The sequence below is a fragment of the Neorhizobium sp. PAMB6630 genome (assembly GCF_058242775.1).
Genome location: NZ_CM177836.1, coordinates 3,466,826 through 3,486,720, shown reverse-complemented (window position 1 = coordinate 3,486,720; position 19,895 = coordinate 3,466,826). Strand labels below are relative to the sequence as shown.

Below are 19,895 nucleotides of genomic sequence, written 5' to 3'. Positions count from 1 at the left end.
TTGAAAAGTGTGGCACGTTCGTCCATGATATCGCTGATATCATGGAGGTGCCGGCATGGGTGATCTGCTGATCCGCAATCTGGACGACACGTTGAAGCAGGAACTGCAGAGGCAGGCCCGGCGCAGCGGACGAAGCCTTTCCGAAGAGGCAGCGCTTCACCTGCGCCGCTCGTTGCGGACGCTTGAGGAGGGATCTCCTTCGTCTGCCGGGCAGCGCATCCGCACGCTGGTGGGAAATGACGCCCACTGGACGCAGGAGGAACTGGCGTTGCTCGACGCTTCGCGTCATGCGCCGGCGCGTGAACCGCCGCGGTTTGACGAATGATCGTTCTCGATACAAACGTCTTTTCGGAGTTGAAGGGCCGCAAGCACAGCGAAATGCTGATCAGCTGGCTGGACGGTTTCCTGATGTCGGAGGTGTTCCTCACCACCATTACCCTTGCCGAAACCCGTTATGGCCTCGGCCTGTTGCCGGATGGAGCCCGAAAGCTGCAGCTGGAGCAAACCTACCGGCTGCTGGAAGAGGAGTTCGAGCCGAGAATGCTGCTTTTTTCAGCCGCCGCCGCACACTGCTACGGCGATATCAGCGCCCGGCGCCATCGAAGCGGTCGGCCGATCGAAACGAAGGACGCCATGATCGCCGCCATCTGCCTCACGCATGGAGCAACCCTTGCCACGCGCAACACAAAAGACTTCGAAGGGCTTGATCTTCGCCTCGTGAACCCGTTTGAAGACGCCTGACGAATAGGACCGGTGACATGGCACTCCGCATCATCTTCATGGGTACGCCCGAATTTTCCGTGGCAACGCTGCAGGCGCTGGCAAAGGCCGGGCACGAGATCGTCGCTGTTTACACGCAGCCGCCGCGGCCGGGCGGCCGGCGCGGGCTCGATCTGCAGAAATCGCCGGTGCATCAGGCGGCCGAAGGGCTGGGGGTGCCGGTGCTGACGCCGCTCAACTTCAAGGATGAGGAGGAGCGCGCTCGCTTCGCGGGTTTTGGTGCGGATGTGGCCGTGGTCGTCGCCTACGGGCTGCTGTTGCCGGTGGCCGTGCTTCAGGGCACGCGGCTTGGCTGCTACAACGGCCACGCATCGCTTCTGCCGCGCTGGCGCGGTGCTGCCCCCATCCAGCGGGCGATCATGGCCGGCGACGAAAAAACCGGCATGATGGTGATGCAGATGGAAAAGGGGCTGGATACCGGCCCCGTCGCCCTGACGCGCGAGGTGGAGATTGGCGAAAACACCACGGCAGGCGAATTGCACGATGCGTTGATGCAGGTGGGCGCCGAGGCGATGGTCGAGGCGATGGCCAAGCTTGAGGCCGGTGACCTGCCGCTGGTGCCGCAGCGGGAGGATGGCGTGCTCTATGCCGCAAAGATTGACAAGGGCGAGACGCGGATCGACTTTTCGAAGAGCGCCGGCGAGGTCCATAACCACATCCGCGGCCTGTCGCCCTTTCCGGGCGCGTGGTTCGAGGTGGACATTCATGGCCGGATGGAGCGGGTGAAGGTGCTGGCAAGCGAGATGGCAGAAGGGGACGGTATTGCCGGCACGCTGCTGGATGACGCGCTGACGGTCGCCTGCGGGGAGGGTGCCGTGAGCCTGACACGGCTGCAGAAGGCGGGCGGCAAGCCGCTTGCAGCCGTCGATTTTCTACGCGGCACGCCCTTGGCCGCCGGTGCAAGGATCAGCTGATGCCCCGCTTCAAGATGACCGTCGAATATGATGGCACGCCCTATGTCGGCTGGCAGCGGCAGGAAAACGGCCATTCGGTGCAGGCGGCGCTGGAAAAGGCGGTGCTATCGCTGACGCGGGAGACGGTCATCGTGCGTGGCGCTGGCCGCACCGATTCCGGCGTGCATGCGCTGGGGCAGGTGGTCCACACGGATCTTACGCGCGATTGGGAACCCCACAAGCTGCGCAATGCGCTGAACGCCCATTTGATGACGGCGGGCGAAAAGGTTTCGGTGATCGACGCCGAGCGCGTGGAAGACGGATTTGATGCGCGGTTTTCGGCGTCGCGCCGGCATTATCTCTACCGAATCATTTGCCGCCCTGCGCCGCTGGCCGTCGAGGCGAAACGGGCCTGGTGGGTGTCGAAGGATCTCGATCACGAGGTGATGCACGAGGCAGCGCAGACGCTGGTCGGCCGTCATGACTTTACCACCTTCCGCTCCGTCCATTGCCAGGCGTTCAGCCCGGTGCGCACGCTCGACCGGCTGGATGTGACACGATCCGGCGATCTCATCGAAATCCGCGCGTCGGCGCAGAGTTTCCTGCACAACCAGATCCGCTCCTTTGCCGGCACGCTGAAAATGGCGGGCCAGGGCAAGATGACGCCAGCCGATGTGCGCGCCGCCCTTGAAGCCCGCATTCGCTCCGCCTGCGGGCCGGTTGCGCCGCCCGACGGGCTTTATTTCATGCAGGTGGATTATCCAGACGGTGCCGGCTCAGCCCGGGTAGACGTCGAGAAACCGCTCGAGAACATCGGAGATGAGGAGTGACGGCACGATCAGCACCATGGTCAGTGTCGCAATCATCAGCCGCTGTTCACCCAGCAGCATGCGAAAGATGCGGCTCAGGGAAATAATGAGCGCCATGATAGCACCGAGCCAGACCAGTGCGATCAGGCCCGTGAGGCCGGGAACGGCGATCAGCAGCAGGCTGAGCAGCCCGTAGAGATAGGAAAACGGCACCGACAGCCAGTTGGTGACGAAAACGATCGCCGGAAAATACCTGCCGATACCGAGCAGAAGCGCCAGCACGCCGGCGAGAACCAGCGGCACCAGCCAGTTGGCCATCTCCAGCATGGCCATGCGCACAAAAAAGATGCCGCCGATGGACTGGCTGGGCGGCAGGCCCTGCTGATAGGCGAGCCGCCACCAGAACCAGGAGAGGCCGATGGCCGGCAGGCACCAGACGATGGCCCAGAACGAGCGCATCATGCCCCGGTCCGTCAGGTCGAGATACTGAAAACCCGCGCGGTTGCCTTTGACCAGAAGCCAGAGACCGAGAAGGTAAAGCTTGATTTCGGAAAAGGGAGGCAAGGGGATCTCGTATCGGTTGAGACGGGGAGGCAAGCGGTGTCAGGATGACAGATGGGTGCGAAGCGGCAGCATGGCCAGAGGCGACAGCAAAAGGATCAGCAGGATCAGCAACCGGATCTGGCTATTGCCGCCAACCACGGTTGCCAGAATGCGCCATTGCAGCGCAAACAGAGCAACACCAGCGCCGATCAGGGCAAAGGTGACAAACGTCAGGCCGCCGAGGCTCCAGCTTTGCAGGTTTAAGAGAAAGAAGGGTGCGGCGACAAGGTGGACGAGCGGTAGATAAACGAGCGCCGACCAGTTCCACGTCACGATCAGCGTGCGCAGCAGAACCCGGTAGCCGAGAAGCGGTGAGGCCAGCACCAGAGCCAAGATCGGCAACACAATGCCGGCTGCTTCGTTGAGCGCAAATTTGAAGAAAAAGGACAAGGTGCCGCTGATTTCTGGCGCCATACCCAGTTCCACCAGCCGGCGGGCAAGGCCATAAAGTGCGATCGCCGGAAGCGTCCAGAGATAGGCGCTGAAGGAGCGCGCAAGTCCGTCATCGGAGATATCGAACAGCGACAGGCCACGCGCATCGCCCCGCACCAGCAGGAGAAGGCCGGCGAGATGGCGTTGTGGCTGGTCAAGCAGCTGCATGCGCGAACCAGCGCTCGATGAAGACGCCGTAGATCTCAGTCAGCGTTTCGAGATCCGCCACCGCCACGCGCTCATCCACCATATGCATGGTCTGGCCGACGAGGCCGAACTCCACGACCGGGCAATAGTCCTTGATGAAGCGGGCATCCGAGGTGCCGCCTGTCGTCGACAGTTTTGGCGTGCTGCCAGTGACGCTTTCGACAGCGCCTGAGAGCGAGGAGACGAGTGCATCATTGCGCGTCAAAAACACGTGGCTCGGGCGCTCGGACCAGGTGATGTCGTAGCGCATCGGCGCGCGGCCGGGCCGAAGGTTTTCGTCTGTGGCGGCCGCATCCAGCCGACGGATCAGTTCCGCCTGCAGGCTTTCGGCGCTCCAGAGATCGTTGAAACGCACGTTGAAGGCAAATTTTGCTTTTGCCGGAATGACGTTGGTGGCCGTATTGCCGGTGTCGATGCCGGTGACCTCGAGGTTCGACGGCGGGAAGTTTTCGGTGCCTTCGTCGAGGTGCGGGCTCATCAGCGCCTGCATCATGGTCGTTGCGGTGCGCAGCGGATTGTCGGCGAGATGCGGATAGGCGACATGGCCCTGCACGCCATGCACGGTGACGAAGCCGGAGACAGAGCCGCGACGGCCGATCTTGATCATGTCGCCGAGCTTGTCGGGATTGGTCGGTTCGCCCACCAGGCAGGCATCCCAGCGCTCGCCTTTTTCAGCGGCCCATTCCAGAAGTTTCACCGTGCCATTGATGGCCGGGCCTTCCTCATCGCCGGTGATGAGGAAGGAGATCGAGCCTTGAGGGGCTCCATGTTTTTCGACATGGCGGGCAACGGCTGCGATGAAGCAGGCAATGCCGCCCTTCATGTCTACGGCCCCACGGCCGAACATTTCGCCGCCTGCGATTTCGGCAGCAAAGGGCGGATGGCTCCAGGCGGCCGCGTCGCCAACAGGCACCACGTCGGTATGGCCGGCAAACATCAGGTGCGGGCCTGATGTTCCAAGGCGCGCGTAAAGGTTCTCGATGTCAGGCGTTCCCGCCTCCGTTGCCGTCACCCGCTCGACGGCAAAACCGAGCGGCGACAGCATGGCGTCCAGTGCTGACAGCGCGCCGCCTTCCGCAGGTGTCACGGAAGGGCAGCGGATGAGGGTCGCCAAGTTTTCGACGGGATCGGTCGCAGACATCGGAAAAGCCTTCAGGGTCAGTCGCGCAGCAGCTCGTTGATGCCGGTCTTGGAGCGGGTCTTTTCATCGACGCGCTTGACGATGACGGCGCAATAAAGGTGCGGCGCGGGAAGGCCGTTGCCCATGGTGGCATTGGCCGATGGCATGGAGCCGGCAACGACGACCGAATAAGGCGGCACTTCGCCATACATGACTTCGCCGGTGGCGCGGTCGACGATCTTGGTCGACTTGCCGATATAGACGCCCATGCCGAGCACGGAGCCCTCGCGGATGATGCAGCCTTCGACGACTTCGGATCGGGCGCCGATGAAACAATTGTCCTCGATGATGGTCGGGCCGGCCTGCAGCGGTTCCAGCACGCCGCCGATGCCGACGCCACCGGAGAGGTGAACGTTCGAACCGATCTGGGCGCAGGAGCCGACGGTCGCCCAGGTGTCGACCATGGTGTTTTCACCGACATAGGCACCGAGGTTGACGAAGGACGGCATCAGCACGACGCCCTTGGAGACATAAGCCGAGCGGCGCACGACCGCATTCGGCACGGCGCGAAAACCGGCGGCGCGGAACTGGTTTTCGCCCCAGCCTTCGAACTTTGAGGGCACCTTGTCCCACCAGGTGGAGGCGCCGGGGCCGCCCTTCACCACTTCCATGTCATTCAGGCGGAAGGAGAGGAGAACCGCCTTCTTCAGCCACTGGTGAACGGTCCACTGGCCGTCTTCACCGCGCGCGGCAACCCGCAGCGTGCCAGCGTCGAGCAGGTTCAGCGCCTCCTCGACAGCATCGCGGATCTCGCCTTTGGTGCCAAGGTTGACGCTGTCGCGGTTGTCGAAGGCCTGTTCAATGGTCGCTGCGAGGGCGGAGAAGTCCTTGGGCTCGGGGCTGGTCATAGAGGGGGTCCTTGGATGTCACACGGATCGTGATGAGGGCAGGCGTGCTGCCGGCTGGCAAATTCCTGCCTTTTGCTCTAAGCGACCGCCACCCGAGCGTCAATGTGGTTTGGTGTGCCGGTGGGTAGGCCGCACAGCGATGCGAGGCAATGCGCCGCATGTGAATGGGGAACCGCACACTTCCTCAATCCATTGCGGATTACAAAAGAGCAGAGACACGACAATTGCGAAGGACACGACAGATGGCCGCAGGAAAGAATGACACGACGAGACGCAAGGGCGGTGTGTTCGATCCGCTGAAGGACAGTTCCGTCGACAAGCTGCGTGCCCGCGCCATCCCAAAAACCCCCCAGTCGGAATCGCCATCCTATCGGCTGGCCTATGTGGACGAGGATTTTCTCTGCCGCGACGAGTTGCGCCCCGTGCGCCTGCAACTGGAACTGCTGAAGCCGGAAATGGCGCTGACCGAAATGGGCATCAAGTCCACCGTCGTGCTGTTTGGCGGCGCACGCATTCCCGCCCCCGGCACCGAGCCCTGGGCTGCCCGCAACGAGGTGCAGCGCAAGAACCTCACCGAGGCTTCCGTCTATTACGAGGAGGCGCGCAAGTTTGCCGGTCTCTGTGCCGCTGAATCGGCACGCCATGACCACCAGGAATATGTCGTTGTGACCGGCGGCGGGCCGGGTGTGATGGAGGCTGGCAATCGCGGCGCTGCGGAAGCCGGCGCGCCCACCATCGGCCTCAACATCCTTCTGCCGCATGAGCAGGCGCCGAACCCCTATGTGACGCCGGCGCTCAGCTTCAACTTCCATTATTTCGCCATCCGCAAGATGCATTTTCTCATGCGGGCGCGGGCAATTGCGGTGTTTCCGGGTGGTTTCGGCACGCTGGACGAGCTGTTTGAGGCGGTCACGCTGATCCAGACGCGGCGCATGGCGCGCATTCCGCTCATCCTGTTCGGGGAAAAGTTCTGGCACAAGATCATCGATTTCCAGGCGCTTGCCGATTTCGGCACCATTGCGCCTGAAGACATGGAGCTTCTGAACTTCGTGGAAACCGCCGACGAGGCGTTTCAGGTGATGGCCGATTTCTACGACATGGAAAAGCCCGCCCCTCAGGCGTGAGGAGCGGGCTTGCCATTTCATTCAGATCGTATGCGCGGTGATCAGAACGGGCGATCCGGCAGGTCATCGATGGTGATCACGCCGTCCTTGTTGCGGTCCATGCGGGTAAACATCTTGTCCATGGCAGCGGTGGCTTCCGCCTTGCTGATCTGGCCGTTTTCATCCGTATCGGCCATGCGCACCAGAGCCATGCCCGGCATCATGCCGCGCGGGCCCATGCCTTCGCGCATGCCGTGATGTTTTCCATGCGGGCCACGGGGACCTTCGCCACGAGGACCTTCGCCACGGGGGCCGTCATCATTGGCGGCCATATCGCCGTGATGTTTCATGGCATCCGGACCGCGGGGGCCACCGGCTTCCGGCGGCGGCGGGCCACCTTCGTCATCGGCCATTTCGTCAGGCTCGGCGCCGGGGCCCTTGGGATTGGCGGCACGCTCGGCGCGGCGCTTTTCACGCCACTCTTCCATGCGCGCCTCGTGGAACTTGCGCATTTCGCCCGGCGTCAGCACGCCATCCTTGTTGGCGTCGGCTGCGGTAAACAGGCCATCACCCCAGGCGGTGACTTCTTCCTTGGTGATCTTGCCGTCCTTGTTGGTGTCGGCATCCTTCAGCAGGCGGATGAACATCATGTCCTGCATCATGGCGCGCTGCGGGCCGGGACGGCCGGGGCCATGTTCGGGGCGACCGCCGGGAGCAGCAAAGCTTGCCGGCGCCAGCGCCCCGACGATGAATGTCGCGCCAAGGGCTGCGAGGGCGAATTTCTTGACCGTCATGGATGTGCTTCCTTTTCCCTGTTGTCGTGACACCAAGGTAGGGACGCGCGGTGGCCTTCACCACTTAAACATCGGTAATCTCTATGAAGCTTTGGTAATGTTACCGCGTCAGCGGTTGAGGATCGCGCCCAGGAAGGACACCAGATCGTCGGTCATGTAATCGACATTCGGGTCCTCGTCGGAGGCCTGTTCCCAGCGCTCGATGATGAAATCGCCGACATTGCGCGGCACCATCAGCACGGTCTTCATGCCAAGCGCACGGGGGGCTTCAAGATTGCGCGGCAGGTCCTCGAACATTGCCGCATGGCGTGTGTCGACACGGTTGAGGCTGGCGAACTTGTCATAGGTGGCGCCGGCGGGCTTTGGCACATATTCGGCCGCCACGATGTCGAATATGTCGTCGAAATGGTCAAGGATGCCAAGCGCGCGGGCGGCCGCTTCCGCATGCGAAACGGTGCCATTGGTGAAGATGAACTTGCGCCCCGGCAGCGCCTTGATCGCTTCGCCCAGTTCCGGATGCGGCAGCAGCGCCGAATAATCGATGGCGTGCGCCCGTTCCAGAAACGCATTCGGATCGATGCCGTGGTGCGTCATCAGACCCTTCAGCGTCGTTCCGTGCTCGTGATAATACTGTTTCTGGAGCCGCCGAGCCTCCTCCGGCTCCATCTGCAGCAGTTCGGCCACGAAGGCCGTCATGTTGCGGTCGATCTGCGCAAACAGATTGACGTGGTGCGGATAAAGCGTGTTGTCGAGATCAAAGACCCAGTCGCGGACATGGGCGAAATCGGCGGGGTCGGGCGTGGCGTTGAGCTGTGGCATGGCGGCTTTATGCACCTGTCAGCGGCGAAAGGAAAGCCGGCAGTGCACGGCGTACCGCCGCAGCCTTTGCCGGCCTTGGCGAGGGTGAAGCTGCGTGCTAGCGCCGTTATCATGGAACTCTGGATCCCCATCACCATTGCCGCCGCCTTCCTGCAGAACCTGCGCTCGGCCTTGCAGAAACACCTGCAGGGTTCGCTCGGCACGCGGGGCGCAAGTTTCGTGCGCTTCGGTTACGGGTTTCCGGTGGCCGTACTCTATGTCGTCGGACTGCATTTCATTGGCGGCTTTCGCCTGCCGCAGCCAACGCTTGGTTTTGCCGTCTGGGCCATCATCGGCGGGCTTGCGCAGATCTATGCGACGATCATGCTGGTCTACCTGTTTTCGCTGCGCAATTTCACCGTTGGCACGGCCTATTCTAAGACCGAGCCAATGCAGGCGGCGCTGTTCGGCCTTGTCATTCTCGGCGAACGCTTGAGCCTTGGCACGGTTGTCGCGATCTTCATCGGCATTGTCGGCGTGATGACGATTTCGGTGGCGCGCTCGCCGCTCACCTTTGCCGGCCTGTTCCGCTCGCTTGCCACCCGCACGGCGCTGATCGGTATTGCCTCCGGCGGGGTCTTCGGGATTTCAGCGGTTGCCTATCGCTCGGCGTCGCTGTCGCTTGATGGCCCGAACGCGGTGATGCAGGCGGGCTTCACGCTGGCCTTCGTCACCGGCTTCCAGACGCTGTTCATGCTCATCTGGATGCTGGCGACCGACCGAAGCGAAATCGGCAAGGTCATCCGCTCGTGGAGAACGTCTGCGCTGGTGGGGCTTGCGGGTGTGGTGGGCTCTGCCGGATGGTTCACGGCGATGACCCTGCAGCAGGTGGCCTATGTGCGCGCCCTTGGCCAGATCGAGCTGGTCTTTACCTTCATGGCCTCGGTGTTTCTCTTCCAAGAGAAGATCAACCGGCTGGAGGTTCTGGGATGCCTGCTGATCGTTGCAGGCATCCTCGGTCTTCTGTTTCTCTGACGTCTGAGGTCAGGGAACGATCAGCGTTCCGGCACCACCTTCGGTGAAGATTTCGAGCAGCACCGAATGCGAGGTCTTGCCGTTCAAAATAACGACGCCCTGCACGCCGGCGCGGATCGCGTCGATGCAGGTCTCGACCTTGGGGATCATGCCGCCGGAAATCGTGCCGTCCTTGATCAGCGCATGCGCCTGGGCAACCGACAGTTCCTTGATCAGGTTTTTGTCCTTGTCGAGCACGCCCGGCACATCCGTCAGGAACAGCAGGCGGTCGGCGCGCAGCGCACCGGCGATAGCACCGGCAAAGGTATCGGCATTGATGTTATAGGTCGCGCCGTCGCGGCCGGGGGCAACGGGCGCGATGACCGGGATCATTTCCGATTTCGCCAGGAGGTCGAGCAGCGTGCGATCGACTTCCACCACTTCGCCGACGAAGCCGAGATCCAGCACGCGCTCGATGTTGGAATCCGGATCGATGACGGTCTTGCGGGCCTTTTCGGCAAACACCATGTTGCCGTCCTTGCCGCAAAGGCCGATTGCCCATTCGCCGGTCTGGTTGATGAGGGCAACGATTTCCTTGTTGATGGAACCGGCCAGCACCATTTCGACGATCTCGACCGTCTTGGCGTCGGTGACGCGCAGGCCCCCTTCGAATTTCGATTCGATGCCCATCTTCGACAGCATCGCGCCAATCTGCGGGCCGCCGCCATGGACGACGATCGGGTTGACGCCCGACTGTTTCAGGAGTGCGATATCCTCGGCAAAGGCCTTGCCAAGCGCCGCGTCGCCCATGGCGTGGCCGCCATATTTCACGACGATGGTCTTGTTCTCGTAACGCTGCATGAAGGGCAGCGCCTGCGCGAGCAACTGCGCCTGCATTTCACTTTCGGAAGGGGACATCGAATTACCTCTGGGAAACTCAGTGCGGCCTTGTAACGCATGTTTTTGACAGAGGAAATAATCCGGCGCCAACAAATCCGCGTACTTGTCACGATGAATTCAAAAAAGACAGGCTTCGGCACGGGGAGACCGACCACGTGAAGAGCAAGGATGAAGAGCTTTCTCACCTGGTGGCGCGCATTGCGCTGCAGGATAGAACCGCTTTCCGGGCGGTTTATCATCAGACCTCGCCAAAACTTTTTGGCGTCTGCCTTCGTATCCTTAGGGATCGCGAAGATGCGCAGGATGCGCTGCAGGAGGTTTATGTGAAAATCTGGCGCAATGCCCCACGATTTGCCGGCTCCAATGTTGGGCCGATGCCCTGGCTGTGTGCCATCGCGCGCAATCACGCCATCGATGTGCTGCGCGCCCGCCGTCCGCCCTCAGACAGCCTTGATGACGAGGAGCGGCAGTTTCCCGATGGGGCCCCGGACCCGGAAACCTCCGCGGTGCTGAAAGGTGAAGGAAGGCGCATTGACAGGTGCATGCAAGAGTTGGATCCTCATCGCGCCGAGGCCGTGAAAAGTGCTTATGTCGAGGGCCTGAGTTACCAGGAATTGGCCAAGCGCCATGAGGTTCCGCTGAACACCATGCGCACCTGGCTCAGGCGAAGCCTATTGTCGTTGAGAGAGTGCATGGAGCGATGAACAATCCCGACCAGAGCGAAGGCGACCGCGCCCGCGATGAGGTTCTTGCCGGAGAATACGTGCTGGGCGTGCTGTCTGCGGAAAACCGCGCACGCGTTGAGGCACGCATTCGCCGCGACCGTGCCTTTGCCGCCATTGTTGCCCGCTGGGAGGAGAACTTGTCGCCGCTCAACGAGGAATACGAGGCAATTGCGCCGCCCGATTTCATCCTGCCGATGGTGGAGCGTCGGGTTCTGTCGGCCCGCCGCAGGCAGGAGCAGGGCGGCATGCTTGCAACACTCTGGGGATCGCTGGCGCTCTGGCGATTTGTGGCGCTCGCCTCGCTTTTCCTGTTTGCCGGCACGATGTTCTTTAACGCACGCCAGCCGGTGGCGGTGACGCCACAGCCGCTTCGTCCGCTTGCCGAGCTTTCCGGTGAGAACAATGCGGTCAGCCTTGCGGCCCGTTATGATGCCGCAAACGGGCGCCTGCGGCTGACGCCGGTCGCCACTGCCGCCGAAGATCAGCATTCACTGGAGCTTTGGGTGATCGATGGTGCTGATCCGGCCGTGTCTCTCGGAATTCTGCCGCAATCGGGGGAGGGGGAACTGTCGATCCCGGAAACGCTTCGGCCGAAGCTGAAGGACGGTGTCACACTTGCCGTCAGCCTTGAGCCTTATGGCGGTTCGCCAAGCGGCGCGCCGACCGGCCCGGTGCTGGCGAAGGGCAGGGCGCAAATGCACTGATGGCCTTGCCCGCCTGGCCGGACGGAAGTCTTGCCGGGCGGTTTTGCGAAATCCGGACGCATGGTCCGCCGCGCAGGTCATCTTTTTCCATCGCGCCTGAAACTCTTTCTTCTTTCCTCTCGTCCTTGGCTTTGTTCCCGATGACTGGGAGCGGCGGCCAAGGGTGAACACCCTGCCGTCTCAAGGTACAGGAAGAGGATCACCCCATGTTGAAGACCGCAATGCGCAGTGTCGCAATCCTAGCCCTTCTGTCCGCCAGTGCCGTCGCCACCCAGGCCGCCAATCCCAAGGTTGGTGGTGCCGCGATGTATGAAAACAAGAATATCGTTGAAAATGCCGTCAATTCGAAGGACCACACGACGCTGGTGGCTGCCGTGAAGGCCGCGGGCCTTGTGGAGACGCTGGAAGGCAAGGGGCCGTTCACGGTGTTTGCGCCGACCAACGAGGCCTTTGCAAAGCTGCCGAAGGGCACGGTCGATACGCTGCTGAAGCCGGAAAACAAGGCGCAGCTCACCAAGATCCTCACCTGCCATGTGGTGGCCGCCGATGCCATGTCGAAGACCATCGAAAAGATGATCAAGGACGATGGCGGCGAACATGACGTGAAGACGGTCGGCGGCTGCGTGCTGAAGGCCAAGGAATCGAAGGGCAAGATCACGCTCACCGACGAGGCCGGCGGTGTCGCCCATGTGACGATTGCCGACGTCAAGCAGTCGAACGGCGTGATCCATGTGGTCGATCACGTACTTCTGCCGAAGATGTAACGAAAAGATTGGCCTTCACCGCAAGGTGAGGGCCCTGGTAAACGGCGCCCGAAGTCCCCGTCTCATTGACGGTCGCGGCGCCGCTGCCGGTCTGGCGGTGTTCCTTGTCGTCCCCTGAAACCCGTCAGACCGGTTTTCCAACCGTCAGCCCGATGGCCTGGCGCAGTTCATCCAGACCCTCGAATTTTTCAGACGACGTGGACAGCACCTCCGGAAATGCTGCCGGGTGCTTGCGGATCTTTTCGCGTGTTTCGGCCAGCAGCTTAATGACACCCGGCGGCTTGATCTTGTCGGTCTTGGTCAGCACGATCTGGTAGGAAACGGCGGCCTTGTCGAGAAGGTCGAGCACTTCATCGTCATTCTTCTTGATGCCGTGGCGGCTGTCGATCAGCACATAAACGCGCTTCAGCGTCGCGCGACCGCGCAGGTAATCGAAGACCAGCTTTGTCCAGGCATCGACGTTTTCCTTCGGCGCCTTGGCATAACCGTAGCCGGGCATGTCGACCAGCGCCATCGGCGGCAGGTCATTGCCGGCGCCGGAATAACCGTCGGGCACGAAATAATTGAGTTCCTGCGTGCGCCCCGGCGTGTTGGACGTGCGCGCCAGCCCCTTTTGGCCGACAAGCGCATTGATCAGCGAGGATTTGCCGACATTGGAGCGGCCGGCAAAGGCCACTTCCAGCGGACCTTCCGGCGGCAGGAATTTCATCGCCGGAACGCCCCGGATGAAAACCCACGGGTGGCCGAAAAGCGGCCTTTCCTCGAATTTCTGATCTGTCGCCATGTCGTTTATCGCCATTTGTCTGTTTTGAGGGTCCGGCTTCGTGCTTTTGGCCGATAATGTCAAGCATTGGCCCATCTGTCAGGGCGTCTGCCCCGAAACGACAAGACCCCGGGAATGCCGGGGTCTTGAAAGGTTTCGGCTATTTTGTTTCGGCCGGTTTTCGCTTGAACAGGTCCCTGATGTTGTCGACGAGTTCGACCTTGGCGCCGTGACGCTTCATGATCAGCGCCTGCTGGGTGATCGAGAGCGTGTTGTTCCAGGCCCAGTAGATGACAAGGCCGGCGGGGAAGGACGACAGCATGAAGGTGAACACCAGCGGCATCCAGGTGAAGATCATCGCCTGGGTCGGGTCCGGCGGCGTCGGGTTCATGCGCATCTGCAGGAACATGGTGATTCCCATGATGATCGGCCAGACGCCGATCATCAGCGCGTGCGGCACGGCGTAGGGCAACAGGCCGAAGAGGTTGAACAGCGATGTCGGGTCCGGAGCCGAAAGGTCCTGGATCCAGCCGAAGAACGGCGCGTGGCGCATCTCGATGGTGACGTAGATGACCTTGTAGAGCGAGAAGAAGATCGGGATCTGCAGAACCACCGGCCAGCAGCCGGCAATCGGGTTAATCTTTTCTTCCTTGTAGAGCTGCATCATCGACTGCTGCAGCGCCATGCGGTCGTCGCCGTGCTTTTCCTTCAGCTCGGCCATCTTCGGCTGGACGCGCTTCATGGCGGCCATCGAGGCATATTGCTTGCTGGCGAGCGGGAAGAACAGCGCCTTCACGACAATCGTGGTGCAAAGAATTGCCACGCCGAAATTGCCAAAATAGCGGAAGAAGAAGTCCATCAGTTTGAACATCGGCTTGGTGATGAAGTAGAACCATCCCCAGTCGATCAGCAGGTCGAAGCGCGGGATCGAGTAGCTCTGCTCGTACCCATCGACCAGCGGCACTTCCTTGGCGCCGGCAAATATCAGGTTCTTCAGTTCCGTCGACTGGCCGGGCTGAATGGTGACCGCATCGGTCTTGTAGTCGGCCTGGTAACGTGGCTGGCCATCGGTAAAGTGCGTGAAGCGTGCTTCATACGGCACTTGCTGCGGCGGCACGATGGTCGAGGCCCAGTATTTGTCGGTGATGCCAAGCCAGCCGCCGGCTGCCTTCGGATTGACCGAGGCTTCCTTTTCGATGCTGCTGTAGCTGTGTTCGGACACGCCATTGCCGGCACCGAGAACGCCGATGAAGCCTTCGTGAATGACGTAGACGGAGGGTGTTGCCGGCTTGTTGTAGCGCGTCACGCGGCCATAGCTTGCAAGGCTGACGGCAGCCCCGGTCTTGTTTTCGATCTTGTCGGTGATCGTCAGCATGTAATGGTCGTCAACGGAAATGGTGCGGTTGAACACCACGCCCTTGTCGTTGGTGAAGGAGAGCGTCACCGGGGTCGCAACCGTCAGCTTGTCGCCGGAGGTCAGCGTCCAGACCGTGTTCGGGCCGGGCACCGTGCCGGAGGCGTCGCCTGCGATATAGCCGATTTCGTTGAAGTAGCCGTCCTTGGTATCGGCCGGCGAGAGCAGCGTGATGGTCGGGCTCTCCGGATCAACCGTCTCGGTGTATTCGCGCAGCTTCAGGTCATCGAAGCGGGCGCCGGTAAGGTTGATCGAGCCTGCAAGAGCGGGCGTATCGATGGCCACGCGCGGCGAACGGGCAAGCGCCTGCTCGCGGGTCGCGCCGACGGGCGCCTGGGTGGAGCCGGGAAGCGTGCCGGTGGCCGTGCCGCCAACGGTGGGGTTTGCCTGCGGATTGGCAGCCTGCTGCTGTTCAACCTGCGCGCGTCGCGCCTCTTCGGCGCGCTGCTGCGCTTGCATCCTCGGGTTCATATAGAGGAACTGCCAGGCAAGAACGATCAGCACCGAGAGCGCGATCGCGATGAAGTAATTGCGGTTCTTTTCCATCATGCTTTCCTGGAACGGGTCTCCTCGGACCGCTTGTGTTTCGGTCTGCTTCCCAGGCGTTCGGAAAGCGCCGCCGTGATATCTGCGAAGGATGCATTCAACATCTCGCGTCGGGCGACAATGACATAGTCATGACCGTCTTTCATTGCAAAGCCGCCGGACAACCGGACCGCTTCGCGCAGCCGGCGTCGCATGCGATTGCGTTCGACGGCATTGCCCTGCTTTTTGGTCACCGTGAAACCGACACGGGGCCCGCCTTCCGGTTCCTTGCGGTCGAGCACTTCCATGAGGAAGAGACGCCCGCGGCGTTTTTCGCCATCCCGGACAGCAAGAAACTGCGGCCGGCTTTTCAGCCGCCCGACAGTTTTCGTCTTCTGGTCTTCAATCGTCATTTCCGGCACAGTCGCCGGGCATGCCGGCCTTAAGCCGACAGGCTCTGACGGCCACGTGCGCGACGGGCGGACAGAACCTTGCGGCCGCCCTTGGTTGCCATGCGGGCGCGAAAGCCGTGACGACGCTTGCGAACAAGCTTGGACGGTTGGTAGGTACGCTTCATTTTTTAATACCGCGGTGTGCGGCCCTTCTTGGGTTTGTCCCTTGAGGGACAAGAGCGTTGATGGATAACGTATCGGCACAGGAACACGCTCACGCGCGCCTGCGAAAGCCGGACGTGGGCGGCTTATAAGAGCAAGCCATCGCAAAAGTCAATTGGCGCCGGGCTTTTCCCGCGCATTGCCTGCGCACCGGGCCTGTCATTTTACGGTCTCGAATTCAAGCATTCATTAATTCGCCTGTGCGAATGTTGGAATACCAGAAGGGCGGGGAGCCTTGCAGATCTGGTGTTGGTACACGAGGGTTTGACATGAAAATCAAAGGCAAGATTAACCTGCTCGTCGGGTTGATGGCGCTGGTCGCCTTGGTCGTGGGCGGCATTTCGCTGTTTGCGATCTCGGAATATGGCCGGCGTATCGATGCCTTCCATTCCGCCGCCGACCGCGCCTATCAGGGCGAGAACCTCAACCGGCTGGTGACGGCCGTGGTGATGGAGGCGCGCGGGATCTATGCTGCCAAGACGGCGGAAGACACGGTCAAATTCGGCGAAGGCCTGACGAAGAGCCTGACCCAGATGGACGCATTGCTCGAAAAATGGCGCCCGATGGTATCGGCCGAGCAGCGGCCAGCCTTTGAAGCGATGGCAAAGAAAGCCGAAGAGTTCAAGGCATTCCGCTCCGAGACGGTGCGGCTTGGCAAGACGGAAGGGCCGGAGGTTGCCAACAAGCAAGGCAATAACGAAGCCAACCGCAACAACCGCAAGGCCTTTCAGCAGGAAATCGACGCCATCGTCGGCCAGGACCGCGCGGAACTGGACAAGGTGAGCGCCGGCATCAACCAGTTTGGCGATACCCTGTTCCTTTTGATCAGCATCGTGACACTGACGGGCGTGGCACTCGGCACCGGGCTTGCCGCTTTCATCAGCCGCCGCGCGCTGATCACCCCCATCCTTGCGTTGACGGATGCGATGAAGCGTATTGCCTCCGGAGATTATGCCACCGCCGTTCCGGGTGTCGGGCAGAAGGACGAGATCGGCGAAATGGCCTCGACCGTCGAAGTGTTCAAGCAGAACGGCGTCGAGGTGCAGCGCATGAACGCCGAGGATGGCGTGTCGCGCGCCCGCTCCGACGATCTGCAGGCGCGCATGGCAGCCGTGGTTGCCGCAGCGGCCGAGGGCGATTTCACGGCCCGCATCAACAAGCAGTTCGGCAATGCCGGACTGGACCGGTTTGCCAACAATGTCGATCAGCTGCTGGCGACCGTCGATGGCGGCCTGACCCAGACTGGCGACATCCTCAAGCGGCTTGCCGCCGGCGATCTCACCGACACCATGCATGGCAGCTTCCACGGCGCATTTGCGGATCTGCAACGCAATGTCAACGAAGCCATCCTCAATCTGCGCAACACGATGGGCGAAATCCGCGGTGCGGCAAGCCTCATCAACGGCAATGCCGGCGAACTACGCACCGCAGCTGACGATCTGTCGAAGCGCACCGAACAGCAGGCCGCAGCGCTTGAGGAAACGTCTGCAGCACTCGACGAGATCACAGCGGTCGTCAAATCCTCCACGGAACGGGCCCAGGAAGCCAGCAGCATGGTGGGCGAAGCCAAGGAAAGTGCTGCGCAATCCGCCATTGTGGTGCGCGATGCGGTGGCCGCCATGGGCCGCATCGAACAGGCCTCGCGCGAGATTTCGCAGATCATCAACGTCATCGACGAGATCGCCTTCCAGACCAACCTTCTGGCGCTGAATGCCGGTGTGGAAGCGGCCCGCGCCGGTGAGGCCGGCAAGGGTTTTGCCGTTGTTGCCCAGGAAGTGCGCGAGCTTGCCCAGCGCTCGGCCAATGCGGCCAAGGACATCAAGGCGCTGATCACCAAGTCTGGCGAGGAAGTGGCCGGTGGCGTCAAGCTTGTCCAGAAGACGGGCGAATCGCTGCATGAGATCGAAAGCCGGGTTCTCGGCATCAACGATCACATCCATTCAATCGCAACGGCGGCCCGCGAGCAGGCAACCGGCCTGCACGAGGTCAACACCGCCGTCAACCAGATGGACCAGGTGACTCAGAGAAACGCTGCCATGGTGGAGGAAACCTCTGCGGCAACCCACAGGCTGTCTCAGCAAGCCGATGGCCTGTTTTCGCTGCTGTCGCATTTCAACATCGGCGACGGCGGGCAGGCACCGCGCCGCGCTTCCGAGGCGGCTCCCGTACGCGCGGCGCCAGCCCGTACAGCAGCCATCCGTGCGGCCGACGAGCGTGCCGCCCCCAAGGCATCGCCTGCGCGCCGGATGATGGGCAATCTTGCCCGCGCCATCGGTGCGGCACCGGCAGCAGCGGCAGCTGCGCCACGCGGGGAAAACTGGGAGGAGTTCTGATGCGACACCGGTTTTCGACACCCGGTGCAACGGCCTGAACCGCCCCCAATGCCCGAGGGCTGGAAAAAGCCCTCGGGCATCTTTATGATAAGGCACATGACGAGCGGCGCGGGAGCGCGTCGCAAAGCCGCTTGAACGAACGGAGATCCGCATGACGAACGAGGCGGAGGGCTCCGCCCCACTGGGATCGCCCCCGGCAGAGGGTGCGGACATACCCCTTCAGCGGATGCCCCGGCGCTTTCGCGGCCTGTCGGGACGTCTTCTCTGGCTGACCGTCATTTTCGTCATGTTCGCCGAAGTGCTGATTTTTGTCCCCTCGATTTCCGTGATGCGCACCACCTGGCTGCGCGACCGGCTGGATACGGCCGCTGCCGCCGGCATTGTCATCGACGGGTTGCAGCCGGCCGAGCTGCCGCGCGAAGTGCAGGACGATACGCTGCTGGCGACCGGCACGAAAGTTCTGGCGCTGCGCAAGGACGGCACTTCGCGGCTGCTCGCGGCCATCGATGTTCCCCCGCAGGTGGATGTGCAGGTGGATCTGGCCCATGAGACGCCATTCCATGCCATGGCCAACGCGCTCGACACGCTGATCTTCGGTGGCGGGCGCGCCATGCGCGTCTACGGTCCGATCAACGATACCGACATGATCATCGAACTTGTCATGAACGACGACACGTTGCGCAAGGCGATGATCGGCTTCTCGCGGCTGATGTTCGTCATCTCGCTGCTGATTTCGCTGGTGACGGCGTTTCTGATCTATCTCGCGATCAACCGCATGATGATCGGCCCGATAAGGCGCCTCACGCATGGCATGCAGGTGTTTTCCGAGCATCCGGAAGATCCCGAGCGGGTGTTCGTGCCCGGGCGCGCCAAGGGAGAATTGCAGGTGGCCGGCCACCATCTGGCGGCCATGCAGCGCCAATTGCAGCGCACGCTGAAGCAGCAGAAGAACCTCGCAGACCTTGGCCTTGCCGTCTCCAAGATCAACCACGACATGCGCAACATCCTGGCCTCGGCACAGCTGATGTCGGACCGGCTGGTGGATGTCGAGGATCCGATGGTGCGCAGCTTTGCGCCAAAGCTGCTGCGCACCATCGACCGGGCGGTGGGTTATACCAATGAAGTGCTGGCCTATGGGCAGGCTTCGGAAGCCGCCCCACGGCGTCGGCTGCTGCGCTTGGCAGGGCTCTGCCAGGACGTGCGCGAGATCCTGGCGCTCGATCCGGAAGCCGGCATCGAGTTCATCGACCAGATCGATGAGACGCTGGAAGTGGATGCCGACAGCGAGCAGCTGTTTCGCGTCATCCACAATCTCTGCCGCAATGCCGTACAGGCGCTGATGCATGCACCGCCCCCCGAGGATGGCCAGCCGCACCGGGTGTCGCTGACCGCCCAGCGCGTCGGCAGCGTCGTCAGCATCACCGTTGATGACAACGGCCCCGGCATGCCGCGCAAGGCGCGCGAAAACCTCTTTGCGGCCTTCCGCGGCTCCGCCCGTTCCGGCGGCACCGGCCTTGGCCTTGCCATTGCCCGCGAACTGGTGCTTGCCCATGGCGGCACGATTGCACTCGTGGAAAAGCCCGGCCCCGGCACGCTTTTCCGCATCGAAATTCCCGACCGCCCAGTGGCTCTTGACGCCTACCGCGTTCGTGCATGAAATTTATCCATGTTTTTCAAATACTTGAAAAGTTG

The 19,895-nt window shown here is 61.9% G+C and carries 22 protein-coding genes; 11 read left to right on the top strand and 11 right to left on the bottom strand.

The features are described from left to right. Positions 1-55 precede the first annotated feature (55 nt). The 4 genes from AC4CWF_RS16610 to truA are packed head-to-tail and all read left to right on the top strand — an operon-like array spanning position 56 to position 2,503. Positions 56-325 (top strand): FitA-like ribbon-helix-helix domain-containing protein, encoded by a 270-nt coding sequence (locus AC4CWF_RS16610; protein WP_491282732.1) that lies wholly within the window; start codon positions 56-58, stop codon positions 323-325. Next, on the top strand, positions 322-741 hold the full coding sequence (locus AC4CWF_RS16605) for a type II toxin-antitoxin system VapC family toxin (protein ID WP_491282731.1): 420 nt from the start codon (positions 322-324) through the stop codon (positions 739-741). The genes AC4CWF_RS16610 and AC4CWF_RS16605 overlap by 4 nt, the downstream gene beginning before the upstream one ends. Before the next feature lie 17 nt (positions 742-758). After that, complete coding sequence (fmt, locus tag AC4CWF_RS16600; protein ID WP_491282730.1) at positions 759-1,694, top strand: methionyl-tRNA formyltransferase; 936 nt, start codon at positions 759-761, stop codon at positions 1,692-1,694. After that, entirely contained in the window at positions 1,694-2,503 is an 810-nt protein-coding gene (truA, locus tag AC4CWF_RS16595; RefSeq protein WP_491282729.1) for a tRNA pseudouridine(38-40) synthase TruA, read from the top strand. Before fmt ends, truA begins: the two co-directional genes overlap by 1 nt. Here the strand turns inward: truA and AC4CWF_RS16590 are convergent. The 4 genes from AC4CWF_RS16590 to dapD are packed head-to-tail and all read right to left on the bottom strand — an operon-like array spanning position 2,450 to position 5,752. Beyond that, a complete protein-coding gene (locus AC4CWF_RS16590) occupies positions 2,450-3,046 on the bottom strand; it encodes a hypothetical protein (protein WP_491282728.1) in 597 nt (198 codons plus the stop codon). The genes truA and AC4CWF_RS16590 overlap by 54 nt on opposite strands. A 39-nt stretch (positions 3,047-3,085) precedes the next feature. Next, positions 3,086-3,685 carry a hypothetical protein gene (locus AC4CWF_RS16585; RefSeq protein ID WP_491282727.1) on the bottom strand — a complete coding sequence of 200 codons (600 nt, stop codon included), beginning with the start codon at positions 3,683-3,685 and terminating at the stop codon, positions 3,086-3,088. Then, complete coding sequence (gene dapE, locus AC4CWF_RS16580) at positions 3,672-4,865, bottom strand: succinyl-diaminopimelate desuccinylase (protein WP_491282726.1); 1,194 nt, start codon at positions 4,863-4,865, stop codon at positions 3,672-3,674. The genes AC4CWF_RS16585 and dapE overlap by 14 nt, the downstream gene beginning before the upstream one ends. Before the next feature lie 17 nt (positions 4,866-4,882). After that, positions 4,883-5,752 carry a 2,3,4,5-tetrahydropyridine-2,6-dicarboxylate N-succinyltransferase gene (gene dapD / locus AC4CWF_RS16575; RefSeq protein ID WP_491282725.1) on the bottom strand — a complete coding sequence of 290 codons (870 nt, stop codon included), beginning with the start codon at positions 5,750-5,752 and terminating at the stop codon, positions 4,883-4,885. 242 nt (positions 5,753-5,994) lie between these two features. Between dapD and AC4CWF_RS16570 the strand changes: the two genes are divergently transcribed. Further along, positions 5,995-6,876 (top strand): LOG family protein, encoded by an 882-nt coding sequence (locus tag AC4CWF_RS16570; protein ID WP_491282724.1) that lies wholly within the window; start codon positions 5,995-5,997, stop codon positions 6,874-6,876. 41 nt (positions 6,877-6,917) lie between these two features. Here AC4CWF_RS16570 and AC4CWF_RS16565 read toward each other — a convergent pair whose 3' ends face one another. Continuing rightward, positions 6,918-7,649: an EF-hand domain-containing protein gene (locus AC4CWF_RS16565; RefSeq protein WP_491282723.1), complete on the bottom strand. Its 732-nt coding sequence runs from the start codon at positions 7,647-7,649 to the stop codon at positions 6,918-6,920. 108 nt (positions 7,650-7,757) lie between these two features. Then, positions 7,758-8,468 carry a pyrimidine 5'-nucleotidase gene (locus AC4CWF_RS16560; protein WP_491282722.1) on the bottom strand — a complete coding sequence of 237 codons (711 nt, stop codon included), beginning with the start codon at positions 8,466-8,468 and terminating at the stop codon, positions 7,758-7,760. 111 nt (positions 8,469-8,579) lie between these two features. Here AC4CWF_RS16560 and AC4CWF_RS16555 point away from each other — a divergent pair, with 111 nt between their 5' ends. Further along, positions 8,580-9,482: an EamA family transporter gene (locus AC4CWF_RS16555; RefSeq protein WP_491282721.1), complete on the top strand. Its 903-nt coding sequence runs from the start codon at positions 8,580-8,582 to the stop codon at positions 9,480-9,482. A 9-nt stretch (positions 9,483-9,491) separates the two neighbouring features. Here the strand turns inward: AC4CWF_RS16555 and argB are convergent, their stop codons facing one another. Continuing rightward, entirely contained in the window at positions 9,492-10,379 is an 888-nt protein-coding gene (argB, locus tag AC4CWF_RS16550; protein WP_491282720.1) for an acetylglutamate kinase, read from the bottom strand. A 137-nt stretch (positions 10,380-10,516) separates the two neighbouring features. Here argB and AC4CWF_RS16545 point away from each other — a divergent pair, with 137 nt between their 5' ends. The 3 genes from AC4CWF_RS16545 to AC4CWF_RS16535 all read left to right on the top strand — a co-directional run bounded on the left by AC4CWF_RS16545 (position 10,517) and on the right by AC4CWF_RS16535 (position 12,554). Beyond that, positions 10,517-11,065 carry a sigma-70 family RNA polymerase sigma factor gene (locus AC4CWF_RS16545; protein WP_491282719.1) on the top strand — a complete coding sequence of 183 codons (549 nt, stop codon included), beginning with the start codon at positions 10,517-10,519 and terminating at the stop codon, positions 11,063-11,065. Beyond that, entirely contained in the window at positions 11,062-11,790 is a 729-nt protein-coding gene (locus AC4CWF_RS16540) for an anti-sigma factor (RefSeq protein WP_491282718.1), read from the top strand. The genes AC4CWF_RS16545 and AC4CWF_RS16540 overlap by 4 nt, the downstream gene beginning before the upstream one ends. A gap of 206 nt (positions 11,791-11,996) precedes the next feature. Next, on the top strand, positions 11,997-12,554 hold the full coding sequence (locus tag AC4CWF_RS16535) for a fasciclin domain-containing protein (RefSeq protein ID WP_491282717.1): 558 nt from the start codon (positions 11,997-11,999) through the stop codon (positions 12,552-12,554). Between the two features lie 124 nt (positions 12,555-12,678). Here AC4CWF_RS16535 and yihA read toward each other — a convergent pair whose 3' ends face one another. The 4 genes from yihA to rpmH all read right to left on the bottom strand — a co-directional run bounded on the left by yihA (position 12,679) and on the right by rpmH (position 15,833). Next, a complete protein-coding gene (gene yihA, locus AC4CWF_RS16530; RefSeq protein ID WP_491282716.1) occupies positions 12,679-13,338 on the bottom strand; it encodes a ribosome biogenesis GTP-binding protein YihA/YsxC in 660 nt (219 codons plus the stop codon). A gap of 139 nt (positions 13,339-13,477) precedes the next feature. Then, positions 13,478-15,277, bottom strand: a complete 1,800-nt coding sequence (gene yidC / locus AC4CWF_RS16525; RefSeq protein WP_491285456.1) for a membrane protein insertase YidC — start codon at positions 15,275-15,277, stop codon at positions 13,478-13,480. Then, on the bottom strand, positions 15,277-15,669 hold the full coding sequence (rnpA, locus tag AC4CWF_RS16520; protein ID WP_491282715.1) for a ribonuclease P protein component: 393 nt from the start codon (positions 15,667-15,669) through the stop codon (positions 15,277-15,279). Before rnpA ends, yidC begins: the two co-directional genes overlap by 1 nt. Before the next feature lie 29 nt (positions 15,670-15,698). Continuing rightward, a complete protein-coding gene (gene rpmH, locus AC4CWF_RS16515) occupies positions 15,699-15,833 on the bottom strand; it encodes a 50S ribosomal protein L34 (RefSeq protein WP_137129837.1) in 135 nt (44 codons plus the stop codon). Between the two features lie 306 nt (positions 15,834-16,139). Here rpmH and AC4CWF_RS16510 point away from each other — a divergent pair, with 306 nt between their 5' ends. Next, positions 16,140-18,203, top strand: coding sequence for a methyl-accepting chemotaxis protein (locus AC4CWF_RS16510; protein WP_491282714.1), 2,064 nt, complete (start codon positions 16,140-16,142; stop codon positions 18,201-18,203). A gap of 151 nt (positions 18,204-18,354) precedes the next feature. Then, on the top strand, positions 18,355-19,860 hold the full coding sequence (locus tag AC4CWF_RS16505) for an ATP-binding protein (RefSeq protein WP_491282713.1): 1,506 nt from the start codon (positions 18,355-18,357) through the stop codon (positions 19,858-19,860). The last annotated feature ends 35 nt before the right edge of the window (positions 19,861-19,895 follow it).

Coding starts and splice junctions, on each gene's coding strand:
- AC4CWF_RS16610 (WP_491282732.1), top strand. CDS start 56: ATGGGTGATCTGCTGATCCGCAATCTGGACGACACGTTGAAGCAGGAA.
- AC4CWF_RS16605 (WP_491282731.1), top strand. CDS start 322: ATGATCGTTCTCGATACAAACGTCTTTTCGGAGTTGAAGGGCCGCAAG.
- fmt (WP_491282730.1), top strand. CDS start 759: ATGGCACTCCGCATCATCTTCATGGGTACGCCCGAATTTTCCGTGGCA.
- truA (WP_491282729.1), top strand. CDS start 1,694: ATGCCCCGCTTCAAGATGACCGTCGAATATGATGGCACGCCCTATGTC.
- AC4CWF_RS16585 (WP_491282727.1), bottom strand. CDS start 3,685: ATGCAGCTGCTTGACCAGCCACAACGCCATCTCGCCGGCCTTCTCCTG.
- dapE (WP_491282726.1), bottom strand. CDS start 4,865: ATGTCTGCGACCGATCCCGTCGAAAACTTGGCGACCCTCATCCGCTGC.
- dapD (WP_491282725.1), bottom strand. CDS start 5,752: ATGACCAGCCCCGAGCCCAAGGACTTCTCCGCCCTCGCAGCGACCATT.
- AC4CWF_RS16570 (WP_491282724.1), top strand. CDS start 5,995: ATGGCCGCAGGAAAGAATGACACGACGAGACGCAAGGGCGGTGTGTTC.
- AC4CWF_RS16565 (WP_491282723.1), bottom strand. CDS start 7,649: ATGACGGTCAAGAAATTCGCCCTCGCAGCCCTTGGCGCGACATTCATC.
- AC4CWF_RS16560 (WP_491282722.1), bottom strand. CDS start 8,468: ATGCCACAGCTCAACGCCACGCCCGACCCCGCCGATTTCGCCCATGTC.
- AC4CWF_RS16555 (WP_491282721.1), top strand. CDS start 8,580: ATGGAACTCTGGATCCCCATCACCATTGCCGCCGCCTTCCTGCAGAAC.
- argB (WP_491282720.1), bottom strand. CDS start 10,379: ATGTCCCCTTCCGAAAGTGAAATGCAGGCGCAGTTGCTCGCGCAGGCG.
- AC4CWF_RS16540 (WP_491282718.1), top strand. CDS start 11,062: ATGAACAATCCCGACCAGAGCGAAGGCGACCGCGCCCGCGATGAGGTT.
- AC4CWF_RS16535 (WP_491282717.1), top strand. CDS start 11,997: ATGTTGAAGACCGCAATGCGCAGTGTCGCAATCCTAGCCCTTCTGTCC.
- yihA (WP_491282716.1), bottom strand. CDS start 13,338: ATGGCGACAGATCAGAAATTCGAGGAAAGGCCGCTTTTCGGCCACCCG.
- yidC (WP_491285456.1), bottom strand. CDS start 15,277: ATGGAAAAGAACCGCAATTACTTCATCGCGATCGCGCTCTCGGTGCTG.
- rnpA (WP_491282715.1), bottom strand. CDS start 15,669: ATGACGATTGAAGACCAGAAGACGAAAACTGTCGGGCGGCTGAAAAGC.
- rpmH (WP_137129837.1), bottom strand. CDS start 15,833: ATGAAGCGTACCTACCAACCGTCCAAGCTTGTTCGCAAGCGTCGTCAC.
- AC4CWF_RS16510 (WP_491282714.1), top strand. CDS start 16,140: ATGAAAATCAAAGGCAAGATTAACCTGCTCGTCGGGTTGATGGCGCTG.
- AC4CWF_RS16505 (WP_491282713.1), top strand. CDS start 18,355: ATGACGAACGAGGCGGAGGGCTCCGCCCCACTGGGATCGCCCCCGGCA.